Consider the following 21,726-nt stretch of genomic DNA (forward strand, 5'->3'; position numbering starts at 1 on the left):
ACCATGTTCGGAGACATAACGGTCATGCTGGCCGGCGGTTCGCGCCGCGCGACTGTTTTTCGCGTGCGGATGCACGCGGATCGAGTGATCACGCTACGAGATGGGCACGGACGGTTCGGACAGACCTCACCTGAGCTTGGCTATTACAGGTCGAATGTTCGGCACGGCCCCAGGTGGCTCAGGACCAGCGATCGAGAACCTCGGCGGTCGTCATCGTCTCGACCTGATGGCCGTAGCGCATCCGGTACATCAGCAGCAGGGCGTCGTGCGCCGCATCGCAGGAGCTGCACAGGGCGTCGGTGGCCAGCACGATCCGGTAGCCGAGATCGACGCCGCCGAGCACCGCGGCCAGCACGCAGACATCCGTCTCGGCACCGGTGATGATCAGGGTATCGACCCCCCGCGCCCGCAGGTGGGCATCGAGGCCAGTGTCGAGCCAGGGGGAGTAGACGCCCTTGTCGATGACAGAAGCGGGCGGGACGAGCCGTGCGAGGTCGGGGACGAGGTCGATCAGGCCCGGGGCGAGGCGCTCCCGTGTCATGGTGGCCCACCGCTTCGAGTAGGTCGCCCAGGTGCCGCGGCCGTCGCCCGGTCGGGCGGCCGGGATGAAGCGGGTGAAGATGGTCCGCTCCGGATGCGCCGCCGCGAGGCGGCACACCTGCGGCAGCACCCGGCCCATCCACGGGGTCTGCCAGTCGGTGGACTCGGCGAACATGCGCTGCATGTCCACGCACAGGTGGACGCATCCCGTCCCCAGCGGCCCGGAGGCGGCCGGGCCGTCCTGCCCGGAGCGGTCCGTTCCGCGACCGGGTCGCGTTTCCAAAGGGGGAGATCCGGACACGGGCGGCGGGGCTCCTGCGATGAGACGGGCTGGGCGGGGCGGCGGCGCAGGGACAGGGCCGGCCTCAAGGCCGTGTCCCCTCCGGCGGATGGTCCTAACGGTCGGCCTTCTCGCCGGCGAGGGTCAGCGACAGGTAGCGTTCCGTGGTCGGCCGGATCAGCTTGCGCACCGCCTCCGCCATGGCCTGCTCCTCCCTCAGCGACTGCTCGAGGGCCGTCCGGTGGGCCTGCTGGCCGGCAGCTTCGCCGATGGTGAGCAGCGATTCGTAGGCCGCGATCTCGAAGTTCTCGAAGGCGTGGTTGGCGTAGGTGTTCTTCAGGATCTCGTCCTGGGCCGGGGTATGGCCCAAGGCCATCATGTTGCCGACGAAGCCCAGGAAGCCCTCCTTGAGCGTGGAGGGGCTCTCGGAGAGGCTCTGCAGGGCCTCCTCCAGGCGGTGGCGCTGGCCGTGGGTCTCTTCGATGTGGCGGCGCAGGGCCTGCTCCATCTCCGGATAACGCTCCAGGCGCTCGACCTGCCGCTCCATGATCTGCAGGGCCTGCATCTCGACGGCGTGGGTATTCTTCAGGGCCGTGACGTAGATCTCGCGGGCGTCCGTGGCCATGGCATCACCTCTTTCCGGTTGCGAGCCTCGAGGCTCACTCCACCGGGAAACCAGGGTGGCGCGCGGCCAAGTTCCGGACGGCGGAAGCCGGCGGAGCCGTCCATCCATTGTCCCGCGCGACGGGATCACCGCGCCGAACGGGCGCGGCCACCGCGCTCAATGCAGGCCGCTGATCCGCTCGGCCCGCTCGCGATCCGCCAGGCGCTTGCCGATCTCGAGGAGGAGGGTCTCCGTCAGCGCCACGAGGGCCGCGTCGCCGAGCTGCGAGACCGTGTTGTGCAGCGAGAGGCACAGGTCGGCGGTCAGGCTGAGCGGATCGTCGATCGTGGTGCCGTCGCGCTCCGCGAAGGCCGGGCCGGCAGGTTTGCTGTCGGAGATCTCCACGATCACCCCCCGACCGGTGGTCGGTCGGCCATTCTGGTCCAGGTAGAAGTGCCCCCGGGTGAACAGCCACCGCAGCCTGCCCGCCGGCGAGCAGACCCGGTACTCGGCCGTGTAGGAACCGCCGGTCCGGACACAGTCCAGGATGACCTGCGAGATATGCGGCTGGTCGTCCGGGTGGACGGCCTTCAGGATCTCGGAGAGGCTGACGCCCGCCTGCGACCGGGCCGGGCTGATGTTGAACAGCAGGGCGCTGACCGGATCGGCCCGTGCCTCGTCCCGGAGGATGTCCCACATCCAGAAGCCGACGCCACCGGAGGCTTCGAGCGCCGCGACGAGCGCCGCCTCGGACACAACGTCGTCCGTCTGGAGCATCCGAAACATCCCCGATCCCATCGCAGGCACGGGTCCTTCGACGCGCCGCTTGTGATCCTACATATGCCGCCTCGATTTCAGATCGGCGATCGAAATGATTTTGTCTGCAAATATACAGATGCTGTATTTTGTCTTGAGACGATCTGCTCGACCTTCCCGGACCGGGTGTCTGCGTGAACCACGATGATGGCGGATCGGGGGGCGAAAGGCTTTCCGGCCCGGCCGGTTCCGCGTGCCGCCACTCAGGCCTTGGCCTTCCATGGCACCAGCGCGCGCTCCAGCAGGCGCATCCCCAACTCGAACAGGGCGGCGAACAGGCCGATCACCAGGATTCCCATCAGCACCACGTCGGTGCGCAGGAAGTTGGAGGCGTTGAGCACGAGCTGGCCGAGGCCGGCCTGGGCCGCCACCATCTCGGCGGCCACCAGGGTGGTCCAGCCCACGCCCATGCCGATCCGCAGGCCGACCAGGATCTCCGGCAGCGCCGCCGGGAACACCACGTGGCGCAGGACCTGCCAGCGGCCCGCCCCCAGTGCGCGCGCGGCGTTGATTTGGTCGGTCGCGGCGGAGCGCACGCCGGCCCGCGCGGCGAGCGCCACCGGCGCGAAGCAGGCGAGGAAGATCAGCAGAACCTTCGACAGCTCGCCGATCCCGAACCAGATGATCATCAGCGGCAGGTAGGCCAGCGGCGGCAGCGGCCGGTAGAACTCGATCGGCGGGTCGAGGACGCCGCGGGCGATCCGGCTCGTCCCCATGGCGAGCCCGGCGGGGATTCCCACCAGGACCGCGAGCCCGAAGGCGCCGAGAATCCGCAGGAGGCTGTCGCGGACATGGAGACCGAGCGGGACGCCGTCGATTTCCCCGCGCCACGCCTGCCCGAAGGCCGTGAGGACCGCCTTCGGCGGCGGCAGGAACAGCGGCTTCATCCAGCCGGCGCGGGTGGCCAGGACCCAGAGGCCGAGGGCCGCCAACACGGAGGCGGCGCTGACCGCCGGGACGAGCGCCCCGCTGCGGCGCGGTCCGGGCCGCGCCGGCGGATCCGCGGCGGGGTCCGACAGGGTGGCCGGCGGGTCGAGGGGCCGCCCGCTCATCGGAGGATCCCGGCGGGTGCTTCGCCCCCCTGGCGGATGCGGTCTAGGACGCGCTCGCGCACGGCGATGAAGGCGGGATCCGATTTCACGGCCCGGGTGTCGCGGCCCCCGAGCGCCGCCCGGGAGAAGGGCAGCTCCAGCGTCTCGACGATGCGGCCGGGCCGCGGGCTCATGATCACCAGGCGGGTCGCCAGGAACACCGCCTCCTCGACGTCGTGGGTGATGAAGAAGGCCATCTTGCCGGTCCTGTGCCAGATCCGGAGGATCAGCTCCTGGATCTGCTCGCGGGTGAAGGCGTCCAGGGCGCCCAGCGGTTCGTCCATCAGCAGGGCGCGCGGGTCGCCGGCGAGCGCCCGGGCGAGGCCGACCCGCTGCTGCATGCCGCCCGAGAGTTCGTAGACCTTGCGGTCGGCAAAGCCCGCGAGACCCACGAGGTCGAGCATCGCCAGGGCGACCCGGCGGCGTTCCGGCCGGGGGACGCCCCGCATCTTCGGCCCGAAGGCCACGTTCCCGGCGACATCCAGCCAGGGCATCAGGGCGTGGCGCTGGAACACCACGCCCCGGTCGGCCCCCGGCCCCCGGACCGGGACGCCGTCGAGGAGGATGCGGCCCTCGGTGGGTTCGAGGAAGCCCGCGATCGCCGAGAGCAGGGTGGTCTTGCCGCAGCCCGAGGCGCCGAGCGCCACCACGAACTCCCCGGGGGCGATGGTCAGGTCGACCCGCGACAGCGCGGCGACCGCGTCGACGCCCGCGCCGTAGCGGACGGTCAGGTTGCGGATCTCGATCATGCGGCCTCCGGTCCGGGAACAGGCTATTTCCGGGCCGCCTCCACGTAGTCCCCCGTGACGAACCGGCCGTAATCGGGGGCCAGGGTCTGGACGCGGCCCTGCGCCTTCAGGAACTCCGCGGTCTCGGTCAGCGCCCTGGCGGCGGCGCCGCCGAGCCAGGCCGGGGAGGCCTGCGCCTCCAGGGTCGGGAACCGGTAGGCCGCGAGGCTCGCCGGCACCTCCGCCTGAGTCGAGCCGGTGATCCGGGCCACGGCCTTCACCTCCTGGGCGTCGGCGCCCCAGGGCTTGGCCCGGTAGGCCGCGTCCTGGGCGGCGATCAGCTTGACGAGGGTCACCAGGAAGTCCCGGTTCCGCGCCGCCCAGGCCCGGTCGACCACGAGGCCGTCGAAGGTCGCCTTGCCCCGGCGGGCGAGGTCCCCCGCCGAGGCCACCACGGTGCCGGACTTCTTCACCCCGGCGAGCACCGGGTCCCAGATGAAGGTCGCGTCGATGTCGCCGCGTTCCCAGGCGGCGGCGATCTCGGGCGGGCGCATATTCAGGATCCGGACATCCGTCTGGGAGAGCCCGGCCTCCGCCAGCGCGGCGATCAGCTGGTAGTGCGACGTCGACACGAATGGCACCGCGATGGTCTTGCCGCGCAGGTCGGCCACGCGCGTCACGCCGCTGCCGCTGCGTGCCACGAGCTGCTCGGCATCGGCGATCTCGTCGAGGATCCAGAACAGCTGGATGTCGAGGCCCTGGGAGGCGGCCGCCGCGATCGGGCTCGACCCGGCCTCCCCGATCTGGACGCTGCCCGAGGCCATGGCGCGGATCACGTCGCCGCCGCCGCCGAACCTGCGCCAGTGCACCGTGTAGCCGGTCGCCGTCTCAAGGGCGCTCGAGTCCATCAGCGCCCGGAACGGCACCACCATGTCCTGGTGGGCGAAGGTGACCTCCTTGTCGGCGGCCCGGGCGAATCCGGGCACCAGGAGGCCGAGAACCAGCGACGCCAGGGTCGCCAGCGCGACGGGGCGGTGCGGACCGACGGATGTCATGACGTGGAGTCCCCCTCCGGCCGGCCGACTCACGACACGGGTCGTCCGGACGAGGGCAGGGTCGGACAGGCTTGGCTTCGAAGGCAAGGGCGTTTGCGGCCGAAGGCCCCCAGCCGCGGCGTCTTGCGCTGCTGCCCTCGGAGGCGGCCCGATCGCGCGTGGGCCGGCCACCCTGCGGCGTCGCGCCGACCGGCCCCAGCCGGAGCACCGAGTGCTCGGACGCCGTCGCGTCAATCCTGCGCAAGCCCCCGGCGTCAGTTGAGGCACCGATCCAAACGTCGCTGACGCTTTCGTTCGGATCGATGCCCTAGCGAACCAGCCGCTCGACGATAGCCCGCACCTGTGCCCGGTCGGCGGGGTGCGGGTCGACCGAGCGATGGATCGTCAGGCCCTCGATCATCGCGTCGAGCGCCTTGGCGGTCTCCGGCGCGAAGTGCCGCTCCAGGGCGGCGCGGCTCTTGGCCATCCAGTCCTGCATGACCCGGCGCAGCGGCGGGTTCCGGGCCGCGAAGGCGTAGAGTTCGTAGCTCAGCAGCATCGTGCGCGGGCTCGCCCAGAGGTCGCTCACGACCAGGTCGACCACAGCCTCGCAGGCGTCGTCGACAGTCGCGGCCGCGGCGAGCCGGTCGGCGAACCGCGCCGAGACCGTGTCGGCGAGCCCCGTGAACGCCTCCGTCAGCAGCGCGTCGAGGCTGTCGAAATGGTAGGTCATGGAGCCGAGCGGCACGTCGGCCGCCACCGCGACGCGGCGATGGGTCGTGCCGGCGACGCCGTGCTGGGCGACGACGTCGAGAGTCGCCTGGATGATGCGCGCCCGGCGATCCGGGTCGAAACGGCGCTGGGCGGCGGGCAAGCAGACCTCCTCGGATCCGGTTCAAGGCAGCCGGGCCATGGCGCGCGGCCTTGATATGTACATATGTACGCATGATCAGGGCCTGCGGTGCCGGTGCCGACAGCCCGCGCGGCCGCGCCGGCCCGGAGGCGGCCGCGCGGAGGGAGGTCCTGACCATGAAGACAGAGATCATGAAGACCGAGAAGCAGAAGATGCTGGCCGGCGCGCTGTACTGCGCCGACGACCCGGAACTGGCCGCCGACAACCGGCGCATCTCGGAATGGATGGACCGGTACAACGCCACGCAGACGCGGAGCCAGCCCGAGCGGCAGACTCTCCTGGAGGAGGCCTTCGCGCGCGTCGGCCCGGGCTGCAACGTCCGGCCGCCGTTCCAATGCGACTACGGCTACAACATCAGCCTGGGCCGCGGCGTGTTCCTGAACTTCGGCTGCTGCATCCTCGACGTGGTGTCGGTCACCATCGGCGACATGACCCAGATCGGCACGGCCGTGCAGATCCTGACACCGGATCATCCGCGCGACCCGGCGCAGCGTCGGCAGATGCTGGAATTCGGCCGTCCCGTCGTGATCGGCGCCAACGTCTGGATCGGCAGCGGCGCCATCATCCTCCCCGGGGTGACGATCGGCGACGATGCGATCATCGGGGCGGGCAGCGTGGTGACGCGCGACGTGCCGCCCGGCGCCACCGCCCTGGGCAACCCGGCCCGGCTGCGGCCGTGAGGGGGCCGGGCGCGCCGAGCTTGCCTCCGGGATGGTCGCCGTGCCGCCGTCCCGGCGCAGGGTGGGCCGGTTCTCCGGTCTCGGCCCGGCACGCGACGGGCCTCGTCGCGTGCCGAGCGCCGGCATCGTGGCTCCGACCGATGGTCCGGCGCCGTCCGGCTCTTCACCCTCCGGTCCGGTCGGCTTCGGCCGGATGACCGCCGCGAATGCGGGCTCAGTCCTTGCGGATCACGGCCCCCGGGTCAGCTGCGTCGCCGAACCCAAAATCGGCCAGCGTGTAGGAGGGCTGCACGAATCCGCCGTAGCGCTCGGTCTGGAACTTCATTGGGCTGGGCGGGGAGAACGCGAAGGCCGTCGTGTTGGCCTTGTCGGTCTGCATCCGCCAGTAGCGGCCGCCGACGCCGACGCTGACGGACGGTGTCAGGTCGTAGGAGGCGATGCCCTCCAGGAAGTAGCCGTCGCCCCGGCCCGATTCCGCCCCCGGGTTGATGTTCGGCCGGTTCCAGTGCCGGTCGACGCCACTGAGCGACACGACCGGCAGGTAGGCACCCTCCAGGCTCAGCCGGACCCGGTCGAACCGCGCCTCGTCGATGACGCCGACGCGCAGGGCGTTCCACTGCATGTTCTCGCCGAGGGTCTTGATGCTGGCCGGTTGCGGATCGCTGGCGCAGATGTCGCCGCGCGCCACCTGCCGGCAGCCGTAACCGTTATACAGCTCGGAGAAGTACTGGTAGCCGAGGAAACCCCCGAGCTTGAACCCGTCCCGGCGCAACACGTCGTAGCCGAAGTCGATCACGCCGTAGCCGATATCGCCGTCCTTGATCGGCGAATGCGTCTTCGAATAGGGGACTTCGACGGGTGGAAAATCCTCGTCGGCGAGGCGCCCGCCCGTGACTCCGCCCGAGCCGAGGAATCCCTTGGCGAACAGGCCTGTGGGGTTGTGATCGAGCCGGACGAAGGTCTCGCCGGCATGGGCGTCGGTCTTGGCGTAGGTCAGGCGGGAATTGAGCTGGCCGGGCGCGTAGGGGTCGCCAAGCTTCTCGCGCGGGCTGCCGGAACTGAAGAGGTAGCGCAGGCCGGCCTCGAGGCCCCAGGTCGCCGGGCCGGTCGATGACGGCGATGGCAGGTCGGGCAGGCTGGCTCCGAATCGGTAGTTCAAGCCGACCCGAGTCAGGAAGCCGTCCGTCGCGATGCGGGTGCCGGCATGGTAGCCGGTCAGCACGGGATAGCTCGGGGCCGGGAGGACTGCGCGGCTGCCGAGGTCGTAATACAGGCCCTCGATCTTGGCCGAGAGATGCGCGCTGAAGGCGTGCTCGATGCCGCCGCCGGCCACGTAGCCCAGACGCATCTCGCCGTGCCGGCCATCGAAGAGGGGAAAGCCTGCCAGCGTCACGTTGTTGTCGGTCCGGACGTTCCCGAAGGCGAGGCCGCCGGTGGCGTAGACGAGGGTCCGGTCGAAGGCGAAGCCGACCTTGCCGCGGATCGTGTTTAGGTCGTCCAGCCGCTGCCCGGAATGGGCGACGCTGCGGCGGAAATAGCCGCCGGATTCTGTTGGGACGGTGCCCTTCCAGCGATCGTAACCCCAGAGCCGGGTGAACTGGTGATCGACGGCGCCGCCGGCCACGAGCCCGGAGCCCACCTGCCAATCGTAGCCGAGCTCACCGCCCCCGATGAAGCCGTCGTCGGAGGCCTGCTTCGCCGGGAGGACGGGGCAGTAGCGTGCGCCGGGCTGCCCGCCCGGACCTGTGCAGACGAACTGCGTGGCGCGATCCAGCGTGCCGTACCCGCCGAACAGGCCGGCATGGGCTCCGGTCCAGGTGAAGACGGGCGGGGCGGGCGGCGCCGGGCGGGACGACCGTGGGAGGTCCGCCGCCATCGCGGTCTGCGAGAGGAGTAAGAGAAAAATTCCTTATTTCAATGTTTGTTGCATGTATAGCTCCCCGGTCCCGCATGATCGAAGGCTGGATAAAAATTCTTCATGCCGTCAGATTCGCGATCTGTTGAAGACTGAAGTTGGTCAACGTACCGCTTTCGATCATGCTGCGACGATACATCTATGGCAAAATAAATCTATTCTGAAAATACGGCTTAAAAAAATGGAAATCCTGAGCTTGCAAGAATTCTAATTTCGATCAGAATATTTGTCGAAATGAATGGAATATATCTAAAAATCGATATGTCTTCATCGCCCGTTATTCGAGCTCACGCGATCGAATTTGATTCTGTGCGAGTCCGGGGGAATCATGCTTTCGACTTCGGTGATGCATCGTTGCATCACCTGCGGGCGGTCCGCTCGCAGATGCCCTTGTCCCGTGTCGCCGCGCCGATCTCCGCTGTCGCCCGCCGCGAAGCCCGTCAGGCGCGATACGCCATCCCGGAGAGCGCCTTGGGCTCGCCCGTTCCCGCTTCCGCTGGACGTGGCCGAGCCGAGTTTTCCGGTCTGAGCGCACGCGGCGGATTCAATCCGGGGAACCATCCCGGCGGTCGGCGCCTTCCTGGGCGGGGCTTCGGGAAGACCTGTGCCGCCCGAAGCCCCGTGGGACATGCCCGCCCCCTCCCCCGGCGGCAGAGAGGATATTTCCTTTGCGTTCATCGATCATCACCGCCGCCTTGCTGGCGGCCCTCGGCGGCGTCGTCGCGCTCCCGGCCTCCGCCGCGCCGATCGGCCCCGGGACCGGCGTGTCGGCGCCCGCCGACATGGTTTCGACGGTCCAGATGGATCGGATGGAGCGGCGCATGGAGCGGCGTCACATGGAGCGCCGGATGATGCGGCACCGGATGGAGCGGCACATGATGCACCGTGAGATGCGCCACCGCATGATGCGTCGTGAGATGATGCACCGCATGTGACGGCGATCCGCGTCGGGTCCGGCGGAAGGCCGGGCGCGACGCGCGGGTTTCGGGAGCTTGCCGCGGCGGGCTCCCGACAGCCGGGCGGCCCTGGACCGGCGCCCGACCCCGGACGTCCCCTGTGCGAAACGCCGAAGACGTTCGCGGCGAACCGGGCCTCGGACCCCCTGCCCCCGCCGAAGTCGAGAGGCCGGGATCTCGATCCGGCCCGAACTCCGTCGCCCGACAGGATCAGGAGTCTCGCCCGGTCCGCAGGCCCGGCCATCCTCGCGGAAAGCACTGCGTGCCGTACGTTCGGGACGATCGAACCATCCGTGCCGCTGTGCGTTTCAAGGCACCGAAAGGGAGGATTGGTACAATGAAGGCGTTTCTGGCAGCGGCCGCTTTGAGCCTCGGCATCCTGGGCGTGGTCGGCCCGGTCTCGGCGCAGCCGCGCCCCGACTACGACGATTACGGCGGCCGCGGCTATCGGGATCGTGGCGATTACGAGTCCCGCGACCGTGGCTACCGCGATCGGGACGAGTATCGCGGCCGCGCCAATTACGGGTTCGACGAGCGCGAATACCTGCGCTGCAATCCGGATGTCCGCCGCGCCGTGGCCAACGGCCAGATGGAATCCGGGGCCGCGCATTACCGGGTGTTCGGGCGTCGCGAGGGTCGCCGTCTGAGCTGCTGATCGGGATCGCTGGGCGCCCGACCCGGTCGGGCGCCGGCACGCCTGTCGAGCAAGCCTATCGGGACCGCGCCCGATCGCGCAGCAGGTTGAGAATCAGCGCCGTCCAGCCGGTCTGGTGCGCGGCGCCGAGACCCCGGCCGGTGTCGCCGTCGAAGAACTCGTGGAACAGAAGCGGTTCCTCGGCGCCCGGTGCCGGGGGTATCGGCGGGCGCATCCCGAAGGCCGGCCGGCGACCGGTCCCGTCCTTGGCGAACAGGGCGATCAGACGGTCTTCGAGGGCATCCGCGATGGTGCTGAGCGTCATCGGCCTGCCCGAGCCCGTCGGGTACTCCACTTGGAAATCGTTGCCGTAATAGGTGTGGAAGCGTCGGAGCGCCTCCACGATGAGGAAGTTCATCGGCATCCAGACCGGGCCGCGCCAGTTCGAATTGCCGCCGAACATGTTCGAGGTGGAATCGGCCGGATCGTACCGGACCGTGAAGGAGGCGCCCAGCTCGTTGAGCACGTAGGGCGCATCGCGGTGGACCTTCGACAGCGAGCGTACGCCGTAGGGCGAGAGAAACTCGGCCTCGTCGAGCATGCGCCGCAGCAGCGCCTTCATCCGGTGGCCCCGCAGCAGCGACAGCAGCTTGCGATCCTTCACGCCGCCCTCGTTCCAGCGGGAGACCAGCCGGGCGAGTTCGGGCCGGTTCTCCAGGACCCAGTTCAGGCGGCGGGCGAAATCCGGCAGCCGCTGGAGCACGGAGGGCTCGATCACCTCCACGGCGAAGAGCGGCACCAGCCCGACCATGGAACGGACCCGCAGCGGCAGCATCCCGCCGCCGGGGATGTCGACCTCGTCGTAGTAGAATTCGTCGGTCTCGTCCCACAGACCGAAGCCCGCGTCGCCCGTTTGACCGCCCATGTCGGTCATCGCCTCGGCGATGAGCAGGAAGTGCTCGAAGAACTTCGAGGCGGTGCTCTCGTAGACGTCGTTGTGGAGGGCGAGTTCCAGGGCGATGCGCATCATGTTGAGCGCGTACATCGCCATCCAGGCGGTGGCGTCGGCCTGATGCACCACCCCGAAACCCGGAGGCGGCCGCGACCGGTCGAACACGCCGACATTGTCGAGCCCCAGGAAGCCCCCCTGGAAGACGTTGCGCCCCTGCGCGTCCTTGCGGTTCACCCACCAGGTGAAGTTGATCAGGAGCTTGTGGAACACGCCTTCCAGGAAGGCGAGGTCGCCCCGCCCGCCCCGCCGGTCCCGGTCGATCTCGAACACCCGGTAGGCGGCCCAGGCATGCACCGGCGGGTTGGCGTCGCCGAACTCCCACTCGTAGGCCGGGAGCTGCCCGTTCGGGTGCATGTACCATTCGCGGGTGAGCAGCAGGAGCTGCTTCTTGGCGAAATCTGGGTCCAGCAGGGCCAGCGGCAGGCAGTGGAAGGCAAGGTCCCAGGCGGCGAACCACGGATATTCCCAGGTGTCGGGCATCGACAGGACGTCGGCCGCCGCGAAATGGCGCCACTGGCTGTTGCGGCCGCCGTCGCGCTCCGGCGGCGGCGGCGGCTGGAGCGGGTCGCCCGCCAGCCAGCGCCGCACGTCGTAGCTGTAGAGCTGCTTCGACCAGATCAGGCCGGCGGCGGCCTGGCGGAAGATGGCGCGGGCATCCCCGTCGCCGATCCCGTCCTGAAGCTCCTCGTAGAAGGCGTCCGCCTCCGCGACGCGGCGGCGGACCAGGGCGCCCGCGCCGTCGACCGCGCGGGCGCGGGCGCCCGCCGACAGCCGCAGGCGCACCCGGACGGTGTCCCCGGGCTCCAGGCGCAGGGCGTAGTGCAGGCCGAGCTTGGTGCCCGCATCCCGTCGCACCGCTGAAGCGTCGCCTCCGACGATCGCCGCGTGAAGCCCGTCCTTGAACGGTCCGGCGGCGTCCGGCTGCCCGCCGTGGAGGCGCAGGTTGGTGTCGTTCTCGCAGAACAGCAGCTCCGGCGCCCCGTCGAAGGCGAGCCGGTACGGCCCGAGCCGCGGATGCGCGCAGACCACGCCGCCGTCGGCGGGGTCGCGCGCGATCCGCGGCCGCCCCTGCCCGGCCTGCCAGGACCACGTATTGCGGAACCAGAGCTGCGGGATGAGGTGAAGCCCGGCGGTCTCGGGGCCGCGGTTCAGCGCGGTGACCACCACGTGGATGTCGTCGGCATCCGCCTTGGCGTATTCCACCGTGACGTCGAAGAACCGGTTGCCGTCGAAGAGGTCCGTGTCCTCGATCTCGAATTCGGGCTCGTCCCGCCCGCGCCGGGCATTCTCGCGGACGAGGTCTTCGTAGGGAAAGGCCGCCTGGGGATAGCGGTAGAGCATCTTCAGGTAGGCGTGGCTCGGGACGGCGTCGAGGTAGTGGTAGACCTCCTTGACGTCCTCGCCATGGTTGCCCTCCTGGTTGGTGAGGCCGAACAGCCGCTCCTTCAGGATCCGGTCGCGCCCGTTCCAGAGGGCGAGCGCGAGGCACAGGCTGCCGCGCGCGTCGCAGATCCCGGCCAGTCCGTCCTCGCCCCAGCGATAGGCCCGCGAGCGGGCTTCCTCGTGCGGAAGGCCGCGCCAGGCATTGCCGTCGGGGCTGTAATCCTCCCGCACCGTCCCCCATTGGCGCTCGCTCAGATAGGGACCCCAGAGCGACCACGCCCGGTCGCCGCGGCCCTGCTCGGCGATGCGGCGGCGCTCCGCCCAGTCCACGGATTCCTCCTTCTGGGGACCCATCAGGAGCGTCCCCGATACGGCGATCGGGAGGGCCGCGGCATGCGCGTGCGGGGCGTGTGAGCGGCGGTCATCGGTCTTGAGGGCTGCTGTGGCGTCGCCGGCCGGATGCATCATCGACGCCACTTCGCCCCCGGGCAGCGGCCTCCGCCTCCGGAACGGAGACATGGCCGTTTGGAACGCAGTCCGCTGTCGTCGATAGTGCGTATGATCGATACGTTTGTAGTATTTATTGCGTCGATCGCCTCAGATTGGATCTAAAATTCGATCTAAAAAGCCCGACGGCGGTCGCAAAACAAAGCTTGACGCCGTTTTTTGTGCTTGCAAGTCTGTGCAGACGAGATTCGCGGTGCCTGGAATCGCGCCCTGTGCCCGATGAAGTCTTTTTCGATGCGGCCGGATTGCCGGGCGTCGCGTGCCGGAGGGATCGATGAGAAGCCTGCGCCTTGCAGCCGTCGCCGGTCTGCTGATGCTCTGTGCCGCGCAGGCCGACGAGAGGGACGGACCGGTCAAGATCGGGATCGCGGTCGGCATAACCGGGCCGTACGCGGCTTTCGGGGCTCAGATCCGGACCGGCGCGAGTCAGGCGATCGCGGACATCAACAGGGCCGGCGGGGTCGGGGGACGGACCTTCGAGGCTGTCATCGGCGACGACGCCTCCGACCCGAAGCAGGGTGTCTCGGTGGCCAACAAGCTCGCCGCCGAGGGTGTGAAGATGGTGGTCGGTGCCTTCAACTCGGGCGTGTCGATCCCGGCCTCCGACGTTTATCTCGATGCCGGCATCATCCAGGTCACCCCCGCCTCCACGAACGTGACGTTCACCGAGCGGGGCCTGTGGAACACCTTCCGCACCTGCGGCCGCGACGATCAGCAGGGCGCCGTGGCCGGCGCCTACCTCGCCGATCATTTCCGGGACAGGCGGATCGCCGTCATCCACGACAAGTCTCCCTACGGCAAAGGCTTGGCCGAGGAGACCCTGAAGGCCCTCAGGGCCAAGGGCGGCAGCGCGGTGCTTCTGGAGGGCATCAACCCAGGCGAGAAGGACTACTCGGCCCTCGTCTCCAAGCTGAAGTCGGCCCATGTCGACGTCGTCTATTTCGGCGGCTACCACACCGAGGCCGGCCTGATCCTGCGCCAGATGCGCGACCAGGGCCTCAAGGCGATCCTGGCGGGCGGCGACGGGCTCGCCCCCAAGGAGTTCGTCCAGATCGCAGGTCCAGCCGCCGACGGCACGCTGATGACCTTCGGGCCCGACGCGCGCAGGAACCCGAACGCCAAGGCCGTAGTGGCGGCCTTCAACGCCCGGGCGATCGATCCCGACGCCTACACGCTCTATGGCTACGCGGCCGTCCAGGTCCTGGCGAAGGCGATGGCCGAGACCGGTTCCAGCGACGGCAAGACGCTCGCCGACTGGCTGCACCAGGGCAAGCCCGTGGATACCGTGATCGGGCCGCTCACCTATGACAGGAAGGGCGACATCACCCGGCCCGACTACGTCATGTATACTTGGAAGACGGGCGCCGACGGCAGGATCGACTATGCGGGCAACGAACTGGCACCCTGACGGCGCTGCGAACCCTTGCCGTGATCCGCGCGCCGCCGAAGCCCGATCCGGGTCGGCGGCGCATCCGGGCAGGAGTCCCCTCGGCGCATCGGAGGGCCTCAGGCCGTCCTGTTCGATCCGGGAGTTGATCGTGAGAGTAACCCTCGCAGCCTGTCTTCTCGGGCTCCTGGCGGCGGGTGCCGCGCAGGCTCAGGAGACGCGCGGCCCCGTGAAGATCGGCATCGCCGCGCCCTTGACCGGGCCGTATGCGGCGCTCGGCACACAGATCAGGAACGGCGCCATCCAGGCGATCGCCGACCTCAATGCGGCCGGCGGGATCAAGGGCCAGACCTTGGCGGCCGTCATCGGCGACGACGCCTCCGACCCGAAGCAGGGCGTCTCGGTGGCCAACAAATTCGCCGGCGAGGGCGTGAAGATGGTGGTCGGCAGCTTCAATTCCGGCGTGTCGATCCCCGCCTCGGACGTCCTCCTTGACGCCGGCATCGTCCAGGTCACCCCCGCTTCCACGAACGTGACGTTCACCGAGCGGGGCCTGTGGAACACGTTCCGCACCTGCGGTCGCGACGATCAGCAGGGTGTGGTGGCCGGCAATTACCTCGCCGCGCACTTCCAAGACGGGAAGATCGCCTTCATTCACGATAAGACGCCCTACGGTAAGGGCTTGGCCGAGGAGACCTTGAAGGCGTTCAAGGCTAAGGGCGGCCGGGAGGCGCTGTTCGAAGGCATCAACCCGGGCGAGAAGGACTACTCGGCCGTGGTGTCCCGGCTGAAGTCGAACGGCGTCGATGTCGTGTACTATGGCGGCTATCACACCGAGGCCGGACTGATCCTGCGCCAGATGCGCGACCAGGGCCTGAAGGCCCGGGTGATGAGCGGCGACGGGATCACCGACAAGGAGTTCGTGCAGATCGCCGGCATGGCGGCGGAGGGCACGCTGATGACCTTCCCGCCGGACGCGCGCAGGAACCCGAACGCCCAGGCGGCCGTGGCGGCCTTCAACGCCAGGGGCATCGATCCCGAGGCCTTCACCCTGTACGCCTACGCGGCCGTGCAGGTGCTCGCCGCGGCGATAGCCGAGACCGGCTCCGTGGACGGCCGAACGCTGGCTGACTGGCTGCACCAGGGCAAGACGGTGGATACGGTGGTCGGCCCGATCGCCTACGACAGGAAGGGCGATCCCGCCCGCCTCGATTACATCATGCATGTCTGGACGAAGGGCGTCGATGGCAGGATCGACTATGCCGGGCATGTCCTGACACCGTGACGCGGAGGGGCCGGGGAGGCGGGCGTCGCGATCGGCCCGGCCGGGGGCGCGCGCGTTCGAGCGGCCTCCCGAAGCCGGCTTCGCACGAGCGGCCGCCGGTTCCCTGACACGGACCCGCGACCCATCGGGGAGCAGGACGGATGACACGGTGGTTCGCCAACGCCCGTGGGCTTAGCCTTTTTGGATGAGGGCGGCCGCTGGGACGCGGACGCCGCCGAGGCACTATGATCCCGATCCGCATCGCCGCGCGGGGGAGTGCCCATGTTCGACTTCAGCCAGCTCCGGTGCTTCGCCGCCGTGGCGGAGGAGCTGCATTTCGGGCGCGCGGCCGCCCGGCTGAACATGACGCAGCCGCCGCTGTCGCGGCAGATCCAGGTTCTGGAGCGCGTCCTCGACGTGCAGCTCCTGGAGCGGACCAGCCGCACCGTCCGGCTGACCGCCGCCGGCCGCAGCTTCCTGCCCGAGGCGCAGCGCATCCTGYGGCTCGCCGAGACCGCGACCCTCGTCACGCGGCAGGTCGCGGCGGGGCGCGCGGGCGTCCTCAAGTGCGGCTTCACGGCGGCCTCGGCCTACGACTTCCTGCCGCGCCTCGTCACGGCGTTCCGGCGGGCGCTGCCGGACGTGTCGCTCGCGTTGCGGGAGATGGTCAGCAAGGATCAGATCGAGGAACTGCTCGCCGGCCGCATCGACGTCGCGCTGGTGCGGCCGCCGGTGACGCATCCGGACCTGATCGCGGTCCGGGCGCTCGCCGAGCCCCTCGTGGTCGCGCTGCCCGCCGGGAATTCCCTGGCTTTGCGCGACGGATTGACCCCCGGCGATCTCGGGCGCGCGCCGTTCATCGGCTACGCGCCCAACGAGGCGCGCTACTTCCACGACCTCGTTCTCGGCGTGCTCGCCGAGGCCGAGATCCAGCCCCGGATCGTCCAGCAGCTGACGCAGATCCATTCGATCCTGGCCCTCGTCCGGGCGGCCCTCGGGATCGCCCTGGTGCCGGCGGCCGCCGAACGCCTGCGCTTCGAGGGCGTAGTGTTCCGGCCCCTTGCCCTGCCCACCCCGCGCCCGGTGGAGCTCCTCCTCGCCTGGCGGCGCGATGCCGACGATCCGCTCATCGCCCAGCTCGTCTCGATCCTGGCGGAGATGCCGCCCGCCTGAGCGCGGACCGCCGATCGATGCGTGATCGGCATCGATCGATCCAGTGTTTGGCTTTGACCTCGCGGCGGAAGGCTGCGCGTGATGGCTGGGACGGCGCGCAGACGCCGCGACGGGCTCGCGCCCAGGGAGGATCGTGATGGACAGCCTCACCAACCGCTTCAAGGTGGCCCTCGCCGAGGGACGCCAGCAGATCGGCCTGTGGTGCAGCCTCGCGAGTCCGATCTCCACCGAGGTGGTCGCCGGGGCCGGGTTCGACTGGCTGCTCCTCGACATGGAGCACTCGGCCAACGACCTCCGGGACATCTACGCCCAGCTCCAGGCGATGATGGAGGGCGGCACGCACCCGATGGTGCGGGTGCCGAGCGACGACCCGATCACGATCAAGCGCGTCCTCGACGCCGGCGCGCAGTCGCTGATGATCCCCAACATCGACGATGCCGGGCAGGCCGCCCGGGTGGTCGCGGCGACGCGCTACGCGCCCCGCGGCATCCGCGGCTTCTCGCAGGCGCCCCGCGCCGCCCGGTTCGGCCGGATCAAGGACTACCACACCCGCTGCGAGGCCGAGATCTTCGTGGCGGTGCAGGTCGAGTCCCGGCGCGCCCTCGACAATCTCGACGCGATCGCCGCCGTGGAGGGCGTGGACGGCGTATTCATCGGGCCCGGCGACCTCTCCACCAGCCTCGGCTATGTCGGCCAGCAGGGCCACCCGGAGGTGGTCGCCACCATCGAGGCGGCGGTCGCCCGGATCGTCCGGGCCGGCAAGCAGGCCGGCATCCTCACGCCGAGCGAGGAGCTCGCCCGCCGCTACATCGCGGCCGGCACCCGCTTCACCGCGGTGGGCTCCGACATGGGGCTGCTCGCCCGCAGCTCCGAGGCGCTCGCCGCCCGCTTCCGTGGCTGAGTTCCGCAACCGGGATCACAACCCATGAACATCGGATTCATCGGCCTCGGCATCATGGGCGCGCCCATGGCGGGTCACCTGATCGCAGCGGGCCACAGCCTGTTCCTCAAGAGCCGGCGCAGCGTCCCAGACGCACTGCTGGCGGCGGGCGGCACGGCCTGCGCCACCGCCGCCGAGGTCGCGAAGCGGTCCGACACGACCATCCTGATGCTGCCCGACACCCCGGACGTCGAGCAGGTCCTGTTCGGTCCCGGGGGCGTCGCCGAGGGCCTGTCGCCCGGCAAGACCGTGATCGACATGAGCTCGATCGCGCCGCTCGCCACCAAGGATTTCGCCGTCCGGGTCGCCGCGCGGGGCGGCGCCTATCTCGACGCGCCGGTCTCGGGCGGCGAGGTCGGGGCCAAGAACGCCGCGCTCTCGATCATGGTCGGCGGCGAGGCCGAGACCTTCGCGCGCGCCGAGCCCCTGTTCGCCGCCATGGGCAAGACGGTCACGCATGTCGGCCCGGTCGGGTCCGGACAGGTGGCCAAGGTCGCCAACCAGATCATCGTCGCCCTGACCATCGAGGCGGTGGCCGAGGGGCTGCTCTTCGCCTCGAAGGCCGGCGCCGACCCCGCCAAGGTGCGGCAGGCGATCACCGGCGGGCTGGCCACCTCGCGGATCCTGGAGCTGCACGGCGCGCGGATGATCGAGCGGACCTTCGATCCCGGCTTCCGCATCGCCCTGCACCAGAAGGACCTCAACCTCGCCCTGGACAGCGCCCGGACGCTGGGCCTCAGCCTGCCCGCCACGGCGCTGGCGCAGCAGCTGTTCTCGGCCTGCGTGGCCCAGGGCGGCGCGGCCTGGGACCACTCCGCCATGGTGAAGGCCCTGGAGGCCCTGGCGAACCACGCGGTCGGCGACGCCGCCTGAGCCCGACAGAAGCCCGGACGGGCGCGAGACGGAAGGAGCATCCGATGCAGGCCGAGATCGAAGCCCCGACCCGCCCGCACCCGGCCGGCGCGGGGGCCGCCGGAGGGGCCGCCGGAGACGTGCCGCGCACGATCCGCCTGAGCGACAGCGACAACGTCGCGATCGTGGTCAACGCCTTCGGGCTGCCAGCCGGCACCGTGTTCCCGGACGGGCTGGAACTCGTCGAGTTCGTGCCGCAGGGCCACAAGGTGGCGCTCACCGACATCCCGGAGGGCGGCGAGGTCCGCCGCTACGGCGAGGTGGTGGGCATCGCCACGCAGGCGATCCCGCGGGGCGCCTGGGTGGAGGAATCCCGCGTCGCGACGCCGGTCGCCCCCGCCCTCGACGCCCTGGAGATGGCCACCCGCGTGCCGGCCCCCCTGCCCCCGCTCGAGGGCTACACCTTCGAGGGCTACCGCAACCCGGACGGGTCGGTGGGCACCAAGAACATCCTGGCGATCTCGATCAGCGTGCAGTGCGTCGCCGGCACCCTCGACGTGGCGATCCGGCGGATCAAGCAGGAGCTGCTGCCGCGCTACCCCAACGTCGACGACGTGGTCGGCCTGACCCACGCCTATGGCTGCGGCGTCGCCATCAACGCCCCCGAGGCGGTGGTGCCGATCCGGACCCTCCAGAGCCTCGCGCAGAACCCGAATTTCGGCGGCGAAGTCATGGTCGTCGGCCTCGGCTGCGAGAAGCTCGTCTCTGAACGGCTCCTGCCCGACAACGGCGCTTCCGGCGACGGTGTGGTGCGGCTGCAGGACGAGCGCCACCACGGCTTCTCGGCCATGATCGACAGCATCCTGACGATGGCGGAGGCCCGCCTGGCGGTGCTGAACCGCCGGACGCGCGAGACCTGCCCGGCCTCCGAGCTGGTGGTCGGCCTGCAATGCGGCGGCAGCGACGCCTTCTCGGGCGTCACCGCCAACCCGGCGCTGGGCTTCGCGGCCGACCTGCTGGTCCGCTGCGGCGCCACCGTGATGTTCTCGGAGGTGACCGAGGTGCGCGACGCGATCCACCTGCTCACCCCGCGCGCCAAGTCCCCGGAGGTCGCCGAGGCGCTGGTCCGCGAGATGGCGTGGTACGATTCCTACCTCGCCAAGGGCGAGGCCGACCGCCGGGCCAACCCGTCGCCGGGCAACAAGAAGGGCGGCCTCAACAACATCGTCGAGAAGGCCCTGGGCTCGGTCGCCAAGTCGGGCACGAGCGCGATCTCGGGGGTCCTGGCGCCGGGCGAGCGCGTCCGCGAGAAGGGGCTGATCTTCGCCGCGACCCCGGCGAGCGACTTCGTCTGCGGCACGCTGCAGCTCGCCTCGGGGATCACCCTGCAGGTCTTCTCCACCGGCCGCGGCACGCCCTACGGGCTCAGTCAGGCGCCGGTGATCAAGGTCGCCACCCGCACGGAGCTCGCCGAGCGCTGGTCCGACCTGATCGACCTCGACGCCGGCCGCATCGCCACCGGCGCGGCCACGATCGAGGAGGTCGGCTGGGAGCTGTTCCACCTGATCCTCGACGTGGCGAGCGGGCGCAAGCGCCCCTGGTCCGACCGGTGGGGGCTGTTCAACGACCTGACCCTGTTCAACCCCGCGCCGATCACCTGAGACCGGGCGGCCGGGTGGGCATGCGGCCCGCGGCGTCGTCAGCGTGGCCGGACTCTGCTAGGCAGCCGGCACCGCCATGACGCTGCCGATTCCCTCCCTCCGGACCCTGCTCTTCCGCCTGCACTGGGCGCTCGGCCTCACCGCCGGCCTCGTCCTCGCGCTGATGGGCCTGACCGGGGCGCTGATGAGCTACGAGGAGGCGGTCACCGCCTTCGCCAACCGCGACCGGCTGGAGGTCGCGCCCGGCGGGCGGACGGCGCTGCCCCCCGCGACGCTGGCGGCGCGGATCGACGCGCAGGCGGGGGGCCGCGTCGCCGACGCGCTGACCCTGTCGGACGACCCGCGCGCGAGCGTCCATGTCCGCTTCGCCCGCGATCCCGGGACCCGGGCGCGGCCGCCCGCGGAATACGCCGACCCCTACGACGGCGCGCTGCTCGGCCCGGTGCGGCTGGAGGGAACTTTCACCACGGTGCGGGACCTGCACCGCTGGCTGCTGCTCCCCGGCGGGTCCAAGGGCTGGGGCCGCACGGTCACGGGCGCCTGCACCCTGGCGCTGCTGGCCTTCCTGGCGACCGGCCTCTACCTGCGCTGGCCCCAAATCCATCGCTGGCGGATCTGGCTGAGGCCCGCCCTGTCGCGGCCCGGCCGGCCGCGCTGGTGGTCGCTGCACGCCGTGGTCGGGACCTGGCTCCTGCCCGTCTACCTGGTCATCGCGCTGAGCGGCCTGACGTGGTCCTACCCGTGGTTCAAGGACGGCGCCGCGCGGCTGCTCGCTGGCGCGCCGGACGCGGCGACGCCGAGGCTGCGCCCCGCCCGAAAGGCGATGTCCGACGCCGCGCCTTCCGGCACGCCGGCCGACGCGGCGGCCGGTGGCGCGGCGGTGGACACGGCCTGGGCGGATTTCCGCGCGCGGAACGCCGGCGCGGCTGGCTCGGCGGTCCTGACCCTGCCGGGGACCGACGCGAAGGCGATCCGCATCCGCTGGCTGCCCACGGGCGTCGATGCGCCGAGCGCCCGCAACGAGGACCGCTACGATGCCCGCACGGGCGCCCTGCTGGCCTCCGAGCGCGCCACGGAGGCGCCGCTGGGCCGGCGCCTCCTGGACAACGTGCTGGAGGTGCATCGCGGCCGCTTCTTCGGCGATCTCGTCGCCCTGCTGTTCTGCCTGGCGGCCCTGGCCATGCCGGGTTTCGCGGCCACCGGCCTGACGCTCTACGTCCTGCGCCGTCGCGCCGGTGCCCGCCGCAGGGCCGCCGAGCCCGAGGCACCCGCGGTGGCCGTCCGCGCGCTGAGTTCCTGAGACGGTGCGAGAGCGTGGCCGTCGGCCGCCCGGCGTCCCGCGAGGGACCGGGCCGC

Annotated in this window: 19 protein-coding genes; 10 read left to right on the forward strand and 9 right to left on the reverse strand. The window is 70.4% G+C overall.

Annotated features, from left to right (window positions below; genetic code table 11):
* Nucleotides 1-178: 178 nt before the first annotated feature.
* The 7 genes from AC1DXK_RS07985 to AC1DXK_RS08015 form a co-directional block, all read right to left on the reverse strand.
* Nucleotides 179-757 (reverse strand): cysteine hydrolase family protein, encoded by a 579-nt coding sequence (locus AC1DXK_RS07985; protein WP_457105200.1) that lies wholly within the window; start codon nt 755-757, stop codon nt 179-181.
* Between the two features lie 178 nt (nt 758-935).
* Nucleotides 936-1,445 carry a ferritin-like domain-containing protein gene (locus AC1DXK_RS07990; RefSeq protein ID WP_457105160.1) on the reverse strand — a complete coding sequence of 170 codons (510 nt, stop codon included), beginning with the start codon at nt 1,443-1,445 and terminating at the stop codon, nt 936-938.
* A gap of 156 nt (nt 1,446-1,601) precedes the next feature.
* Complete coding sequence (locus AC1DXK_RS07995; protein ID WP_457105159.1) at nt 1,602-2,201, reverse strand: PAS domain-containing protein; 600 nt, start codon at nt 2,199-2,201, stop codon at nt 1,602-1,604.
* 242 nt (nt 2,202-2,443) lie between these two features.
* On the reverse strand, nt 2,444-3,292 hold the full coding sequence (locus tag AC1DXK_RS08000; RefSeq protein WP_457105158.1) for an ABC transporter permease subunit: 849 nt from the start codon (nt 3,290-3,292) through the stop codon (nt 2,444-2,446).
* Nucleotides 3,289-4,080, reverse strand: a complete 792-nt coding sequence (locus tag AC1DXK_RS08005; RefSeq protein WP_457105157.1) for a taurine ABC transporter ATP-binding protein — start codon at nt 4,078-4,080, stop codon at nt 3,289-3,291. The genes AC1DXK_RS08000 and AC1DXK_RS08005 overlap by 4 nt, the downstream gene beginning before the upstream one ends.
* 23 nt (nt 4,081-4,103) lie before the next feature.
* Nucleotides 4,104-5,114: a taurine ABC transporter substrate-binding protein gene (gene tauA, locus AC1DXK_RS08010; protein ID WP_457105156.1), complete on the reverse strand. Its 1,011-nt coding sequence runs from the start codon at nt 5,112-5,114 to the stop codon at nt 4,104-4,106.
* A 307-nt stretch (nt 5,115-5,421) separates the two neighbouring features.
* Nucleotides 5,422-5,967 carry a TetR/AcrR family transcriptional regulator gene (locus AC1DXK_RS08015; protein ID WP_457105155.1) on the reverse strand — a complete coding sequence of 182 codons (546 nt, stop codon included), beginning with the start codon at nt 5,965-5,967 and terminating at the stop codon, nt 5,422-5,424.
* 155 nt (nt 5,968-6,122) lie between these two features.
* On the opposite strand from AC1DXK_RS08015, the gene AC1DXK_RS08020 reads away from it, so the two are divergent.
* Entirely contained in the window at nt 6,123-6,686 is a 564-nt protein-coding gene (locus AC1DXK_RS08020; protein ID WP_457105154.1) for a sugar O-acetyltransferase, read from the forward strand.
* A gap of 214 nt (nt 6,687-6,900) precedes the next feature.
* Here AC1DXK_RS08020 and AC1DXK_RS08025 read toward each other — a convergent pair whose 3' ends face one another.
* Nucleotides 6,901-8,562, reverse strand: a complete 1,662-nt coding sequence (locus AC1DXK_RS08025; protein ID WP_457105153.1) for an outer membrane beta-barrel protein — start codon at nt 8,560-8,562, stop codon at nt 6,901-6,903.
* Nucleotides 8,563-9,269: 707 nt separating this feature from the next.
* Between AC1DXK_RS08025 and AC1DXK_RS08030 the strand changes: the two genes are divergently transcribed.
* Nucleotides 9,270-9,536 (forward strand): hypothetical protein, encoded by a 267-nt coding sequence (locus tag AC1DXK_RS08030; RefSeq protein WP_457105152.1) that lies wholly within the window; start codon nt 9,270-9,272, stop codon nt 9,534-9,536.
* Nucleotides 9,537-9,894: 358 nt separating this feature from the next.
* On the forward strand, nt 9,895-10,212 hold the full coding sequence (locus AC1DXK_RS08035) for a hypothetical protein (RefSeq protein WP_457105151.1): 318 nt from the start codon (nt 9,895-9,897) through the stop codon (nt 10,210-10,212).
* 55 nt (nt 10,213-10,267) lie between these two features.
* Here the strand turns inward: AC1DXK_RS08035 and AC1DXK_RS08040 are convergent, their stop codons facing one another.
* A complete protein-coding gene (locus AC1DXK_RS08040; RefSeq protein WP_457105199.1) occupies nt 10,268-12,940 on the reverse strand; it encodes an MGH1-like glycoside hydrolase domain-containing protein in 2,673 nt (890 codons plus the stop codon).
* A 427-nt stretch (nt 12,941-13,367) separates the two neighbouring features.
* Between AC1DXK_RS08040 and AC1DXK_RS08045 the strand changes: the two genes are divergently transcribed.
* The 7 genes from AC1DXK_RS08045 (at nt 13,368) to AC1DXK_RS08075 (ending at nt 21,670) form a co-directional block, all read left to right on the forward strand.
* The gene (locus tag AC1DXK_RS08045; RefSeq protein ID WP_457105150.1) at nt 13,368-14,501 is read left to right on the forward strand and encodes a branched-chain amino acid ABC transporter substrate-binding protein; all 1,134 of its coding nucleotides are present in this window, start codon (nt 13,368-13,370) and stop codon (nt 14,499-14,501) included.
* Nucleotides 14,502-14,631: 130 nt separating this feature from the next.
* Complete coding sequence (locus tag AC1DXK_RS08050) at nt 14,632-15,765, forward strand: branched-chain amino acid ABC transporter substrate-binding protein (RefSeq protein WP_457105149.1); 1,134 nt, start codon at nt 14,632-14,634, stop codon at nt 15,763-15,765.
* 261 nt (nt 15,766-16,026) lie between these two features.
* Nucleotides 16,027-16,917: a LysR family transcriptional regulator gene (locus AC1DXK_RS08055; RefSeq protein WP_477297386.1), complete on the forward strand. Its 891-nt coding sequence runs from the start codon at nt 16,027-16,029 to the stop codon at nt 16,915-16,917.
* Between the two features lie 136 nt (nt 16,918-17,053).
* Complete coding sequence (locus tag AC1DXK_RS08060) at nt 17,054-17,818, forward strand: HpcH/HpaI aldolase family protein (RefSeq protein WP_457105147.1); 765 nt, start codon at nt 17,054-17,056, stop codon at nt 17,816-17,818.
* Between the two features lie 24 nt (nt 17,819-17,842).
* On the forward strand, nt 17,843-18,730 hold the full coding sequence (locus AC1DXK_RS08065; protein WP_457105146.1) for a 2-hydroxy-3-oxopropionate reductase: 888 nt from the start codon (nt 17,843-17,845) through the stop codon (nt 18,728-18,730).
* Between the two features lie 44 nt (nt 18,731-18,774).
* Nucleotides 18,775-20,370: a galactarate dehydratase gene (gene garD / locus AC1DXK_RS08070; RefSeq protein ID WP_477297388.1), complete on the forward strand. Its 1,596-nt coding sequence runs from the start codon at nt 18,775-18,777 to the stop codon at nt 20,368-20,370.
* Nucleotides 20,371-20,446: 76 nt separating this feature from the next.
* The gene (locus AC1DXK_RS08075) at nt 20,447-21,670 is read left to right on the forward strand and encodes a PepSY-associated TM helix domain-containing protein (RefSeq protein WP_457105144.1); all 1,224 of its coding nucleotides are present in this window, start codon (nt 20,447-20,449) and stop codon (nt 21,668-21,670) included.
* Nucleotides 21,671-21,726: the final 56 nt, after the last annotated feature.

Source organism: Methylobacterium sp. P3_A11 (assembly GCF_056403155.1).

Coding starts and splice junctions, on each gene's coding strand:
- AC1DXK_RS08000 (WP_457105158.1), bottom strand. CDS start 3,292: ATGAGCGGGCGGCCCCTCGACCCGCCGGCCACCCTGTCGGACCCCGCC.
- AC1DXK_RS08075 (WP_457105144.1), top strand. CDS start 20,447: ATGACGCTGCCGATTCCCTCCCTCCGGACCCTGCTCTTCCGCCTGCAC.
- AC1DXK_RS08005 (WP_457105157.1), bottom strand. CDS start 4,080: ATGATCGAGATCCGCAACCTGACCGTCCGCTACGGCGCGGGCGTCGAC.
- AC1DXK_RS08065 (WP_457105146.1), top strand. CDS start 17,843: ATGAACATCGGATTCATCGGCCTCGGCATCATGGGCGCGCCCATGGCG.
- AC1DXK_RS08060 (WP_457105147.1), top strand. CDS start 17,054: ATGGACAGCCTCACCAACCGCTTCAAGGTGGCCCTCGCCGAGGGACGC.
- AC1DXK_RS07990 (WP_457105160.1), bottom strand. CDS start 1,445: ATGGCCACGGACGCCCGCGAGATCTACGTCACGGCCCTGAAGAATACC.
- AC1DXK_RS08035 (WP_457105151.1), top strand. CDS start 9,895: ATGAAGGCGTTTCTGGCAGCGGCCGCTTTGAGCCTCGGCATCCTGGGC.
- tauA (WP_457105156.1), bottom strand. CDS start 5,114: ATGACATCCGTCGGTCCGCACCGCCCCGTCGCGCTGGCGACCCTGGCG.
- AC1DXK_RS08045 (WP_457105150.1), top strand. CDS start 13,368: ATGAGAAGCCTGCGCCTTGCAGCCGTCGCCGGTCTGCTGATGCTCTGT.
- garD (WP_477297388.1), top strand. CDS start 18,775: ATGCAGGCCGAGATCGAAGCCCCGACCCGCCCGCACCCGGCCGGCGCG.
- AC1DXK_RS07995 (WP_457105159.1), bottom strand. CDS start 2,201: ATGCTCCAGACGGACGACGTTGTGTCCGAGGCGGCGCTCGTCGCGGCG.
- AC1DXK_RS08025 (WP_457105153.1), bottom strand. CDS start 8,562: ATGGCGGCGGACCTCCCACGGTCGTCCCGCCCGGCGCCGCCCGCCCCG.
- AC1DXK_RS08020 (WP_457105154.1), top strand. CDS start 6,123: ATGAAGACAGAGATCATGAAGACCGAGAAGCAGAAGATGCTGGCCGGC.
- AC1DXK_RS08040 (WP_457105199.1), bottom strand. CDS start 12,940: ATGGGTCCCCAGAAGGAGGAATCCGTGGACTGGGCGGAGCGCCGCCGC.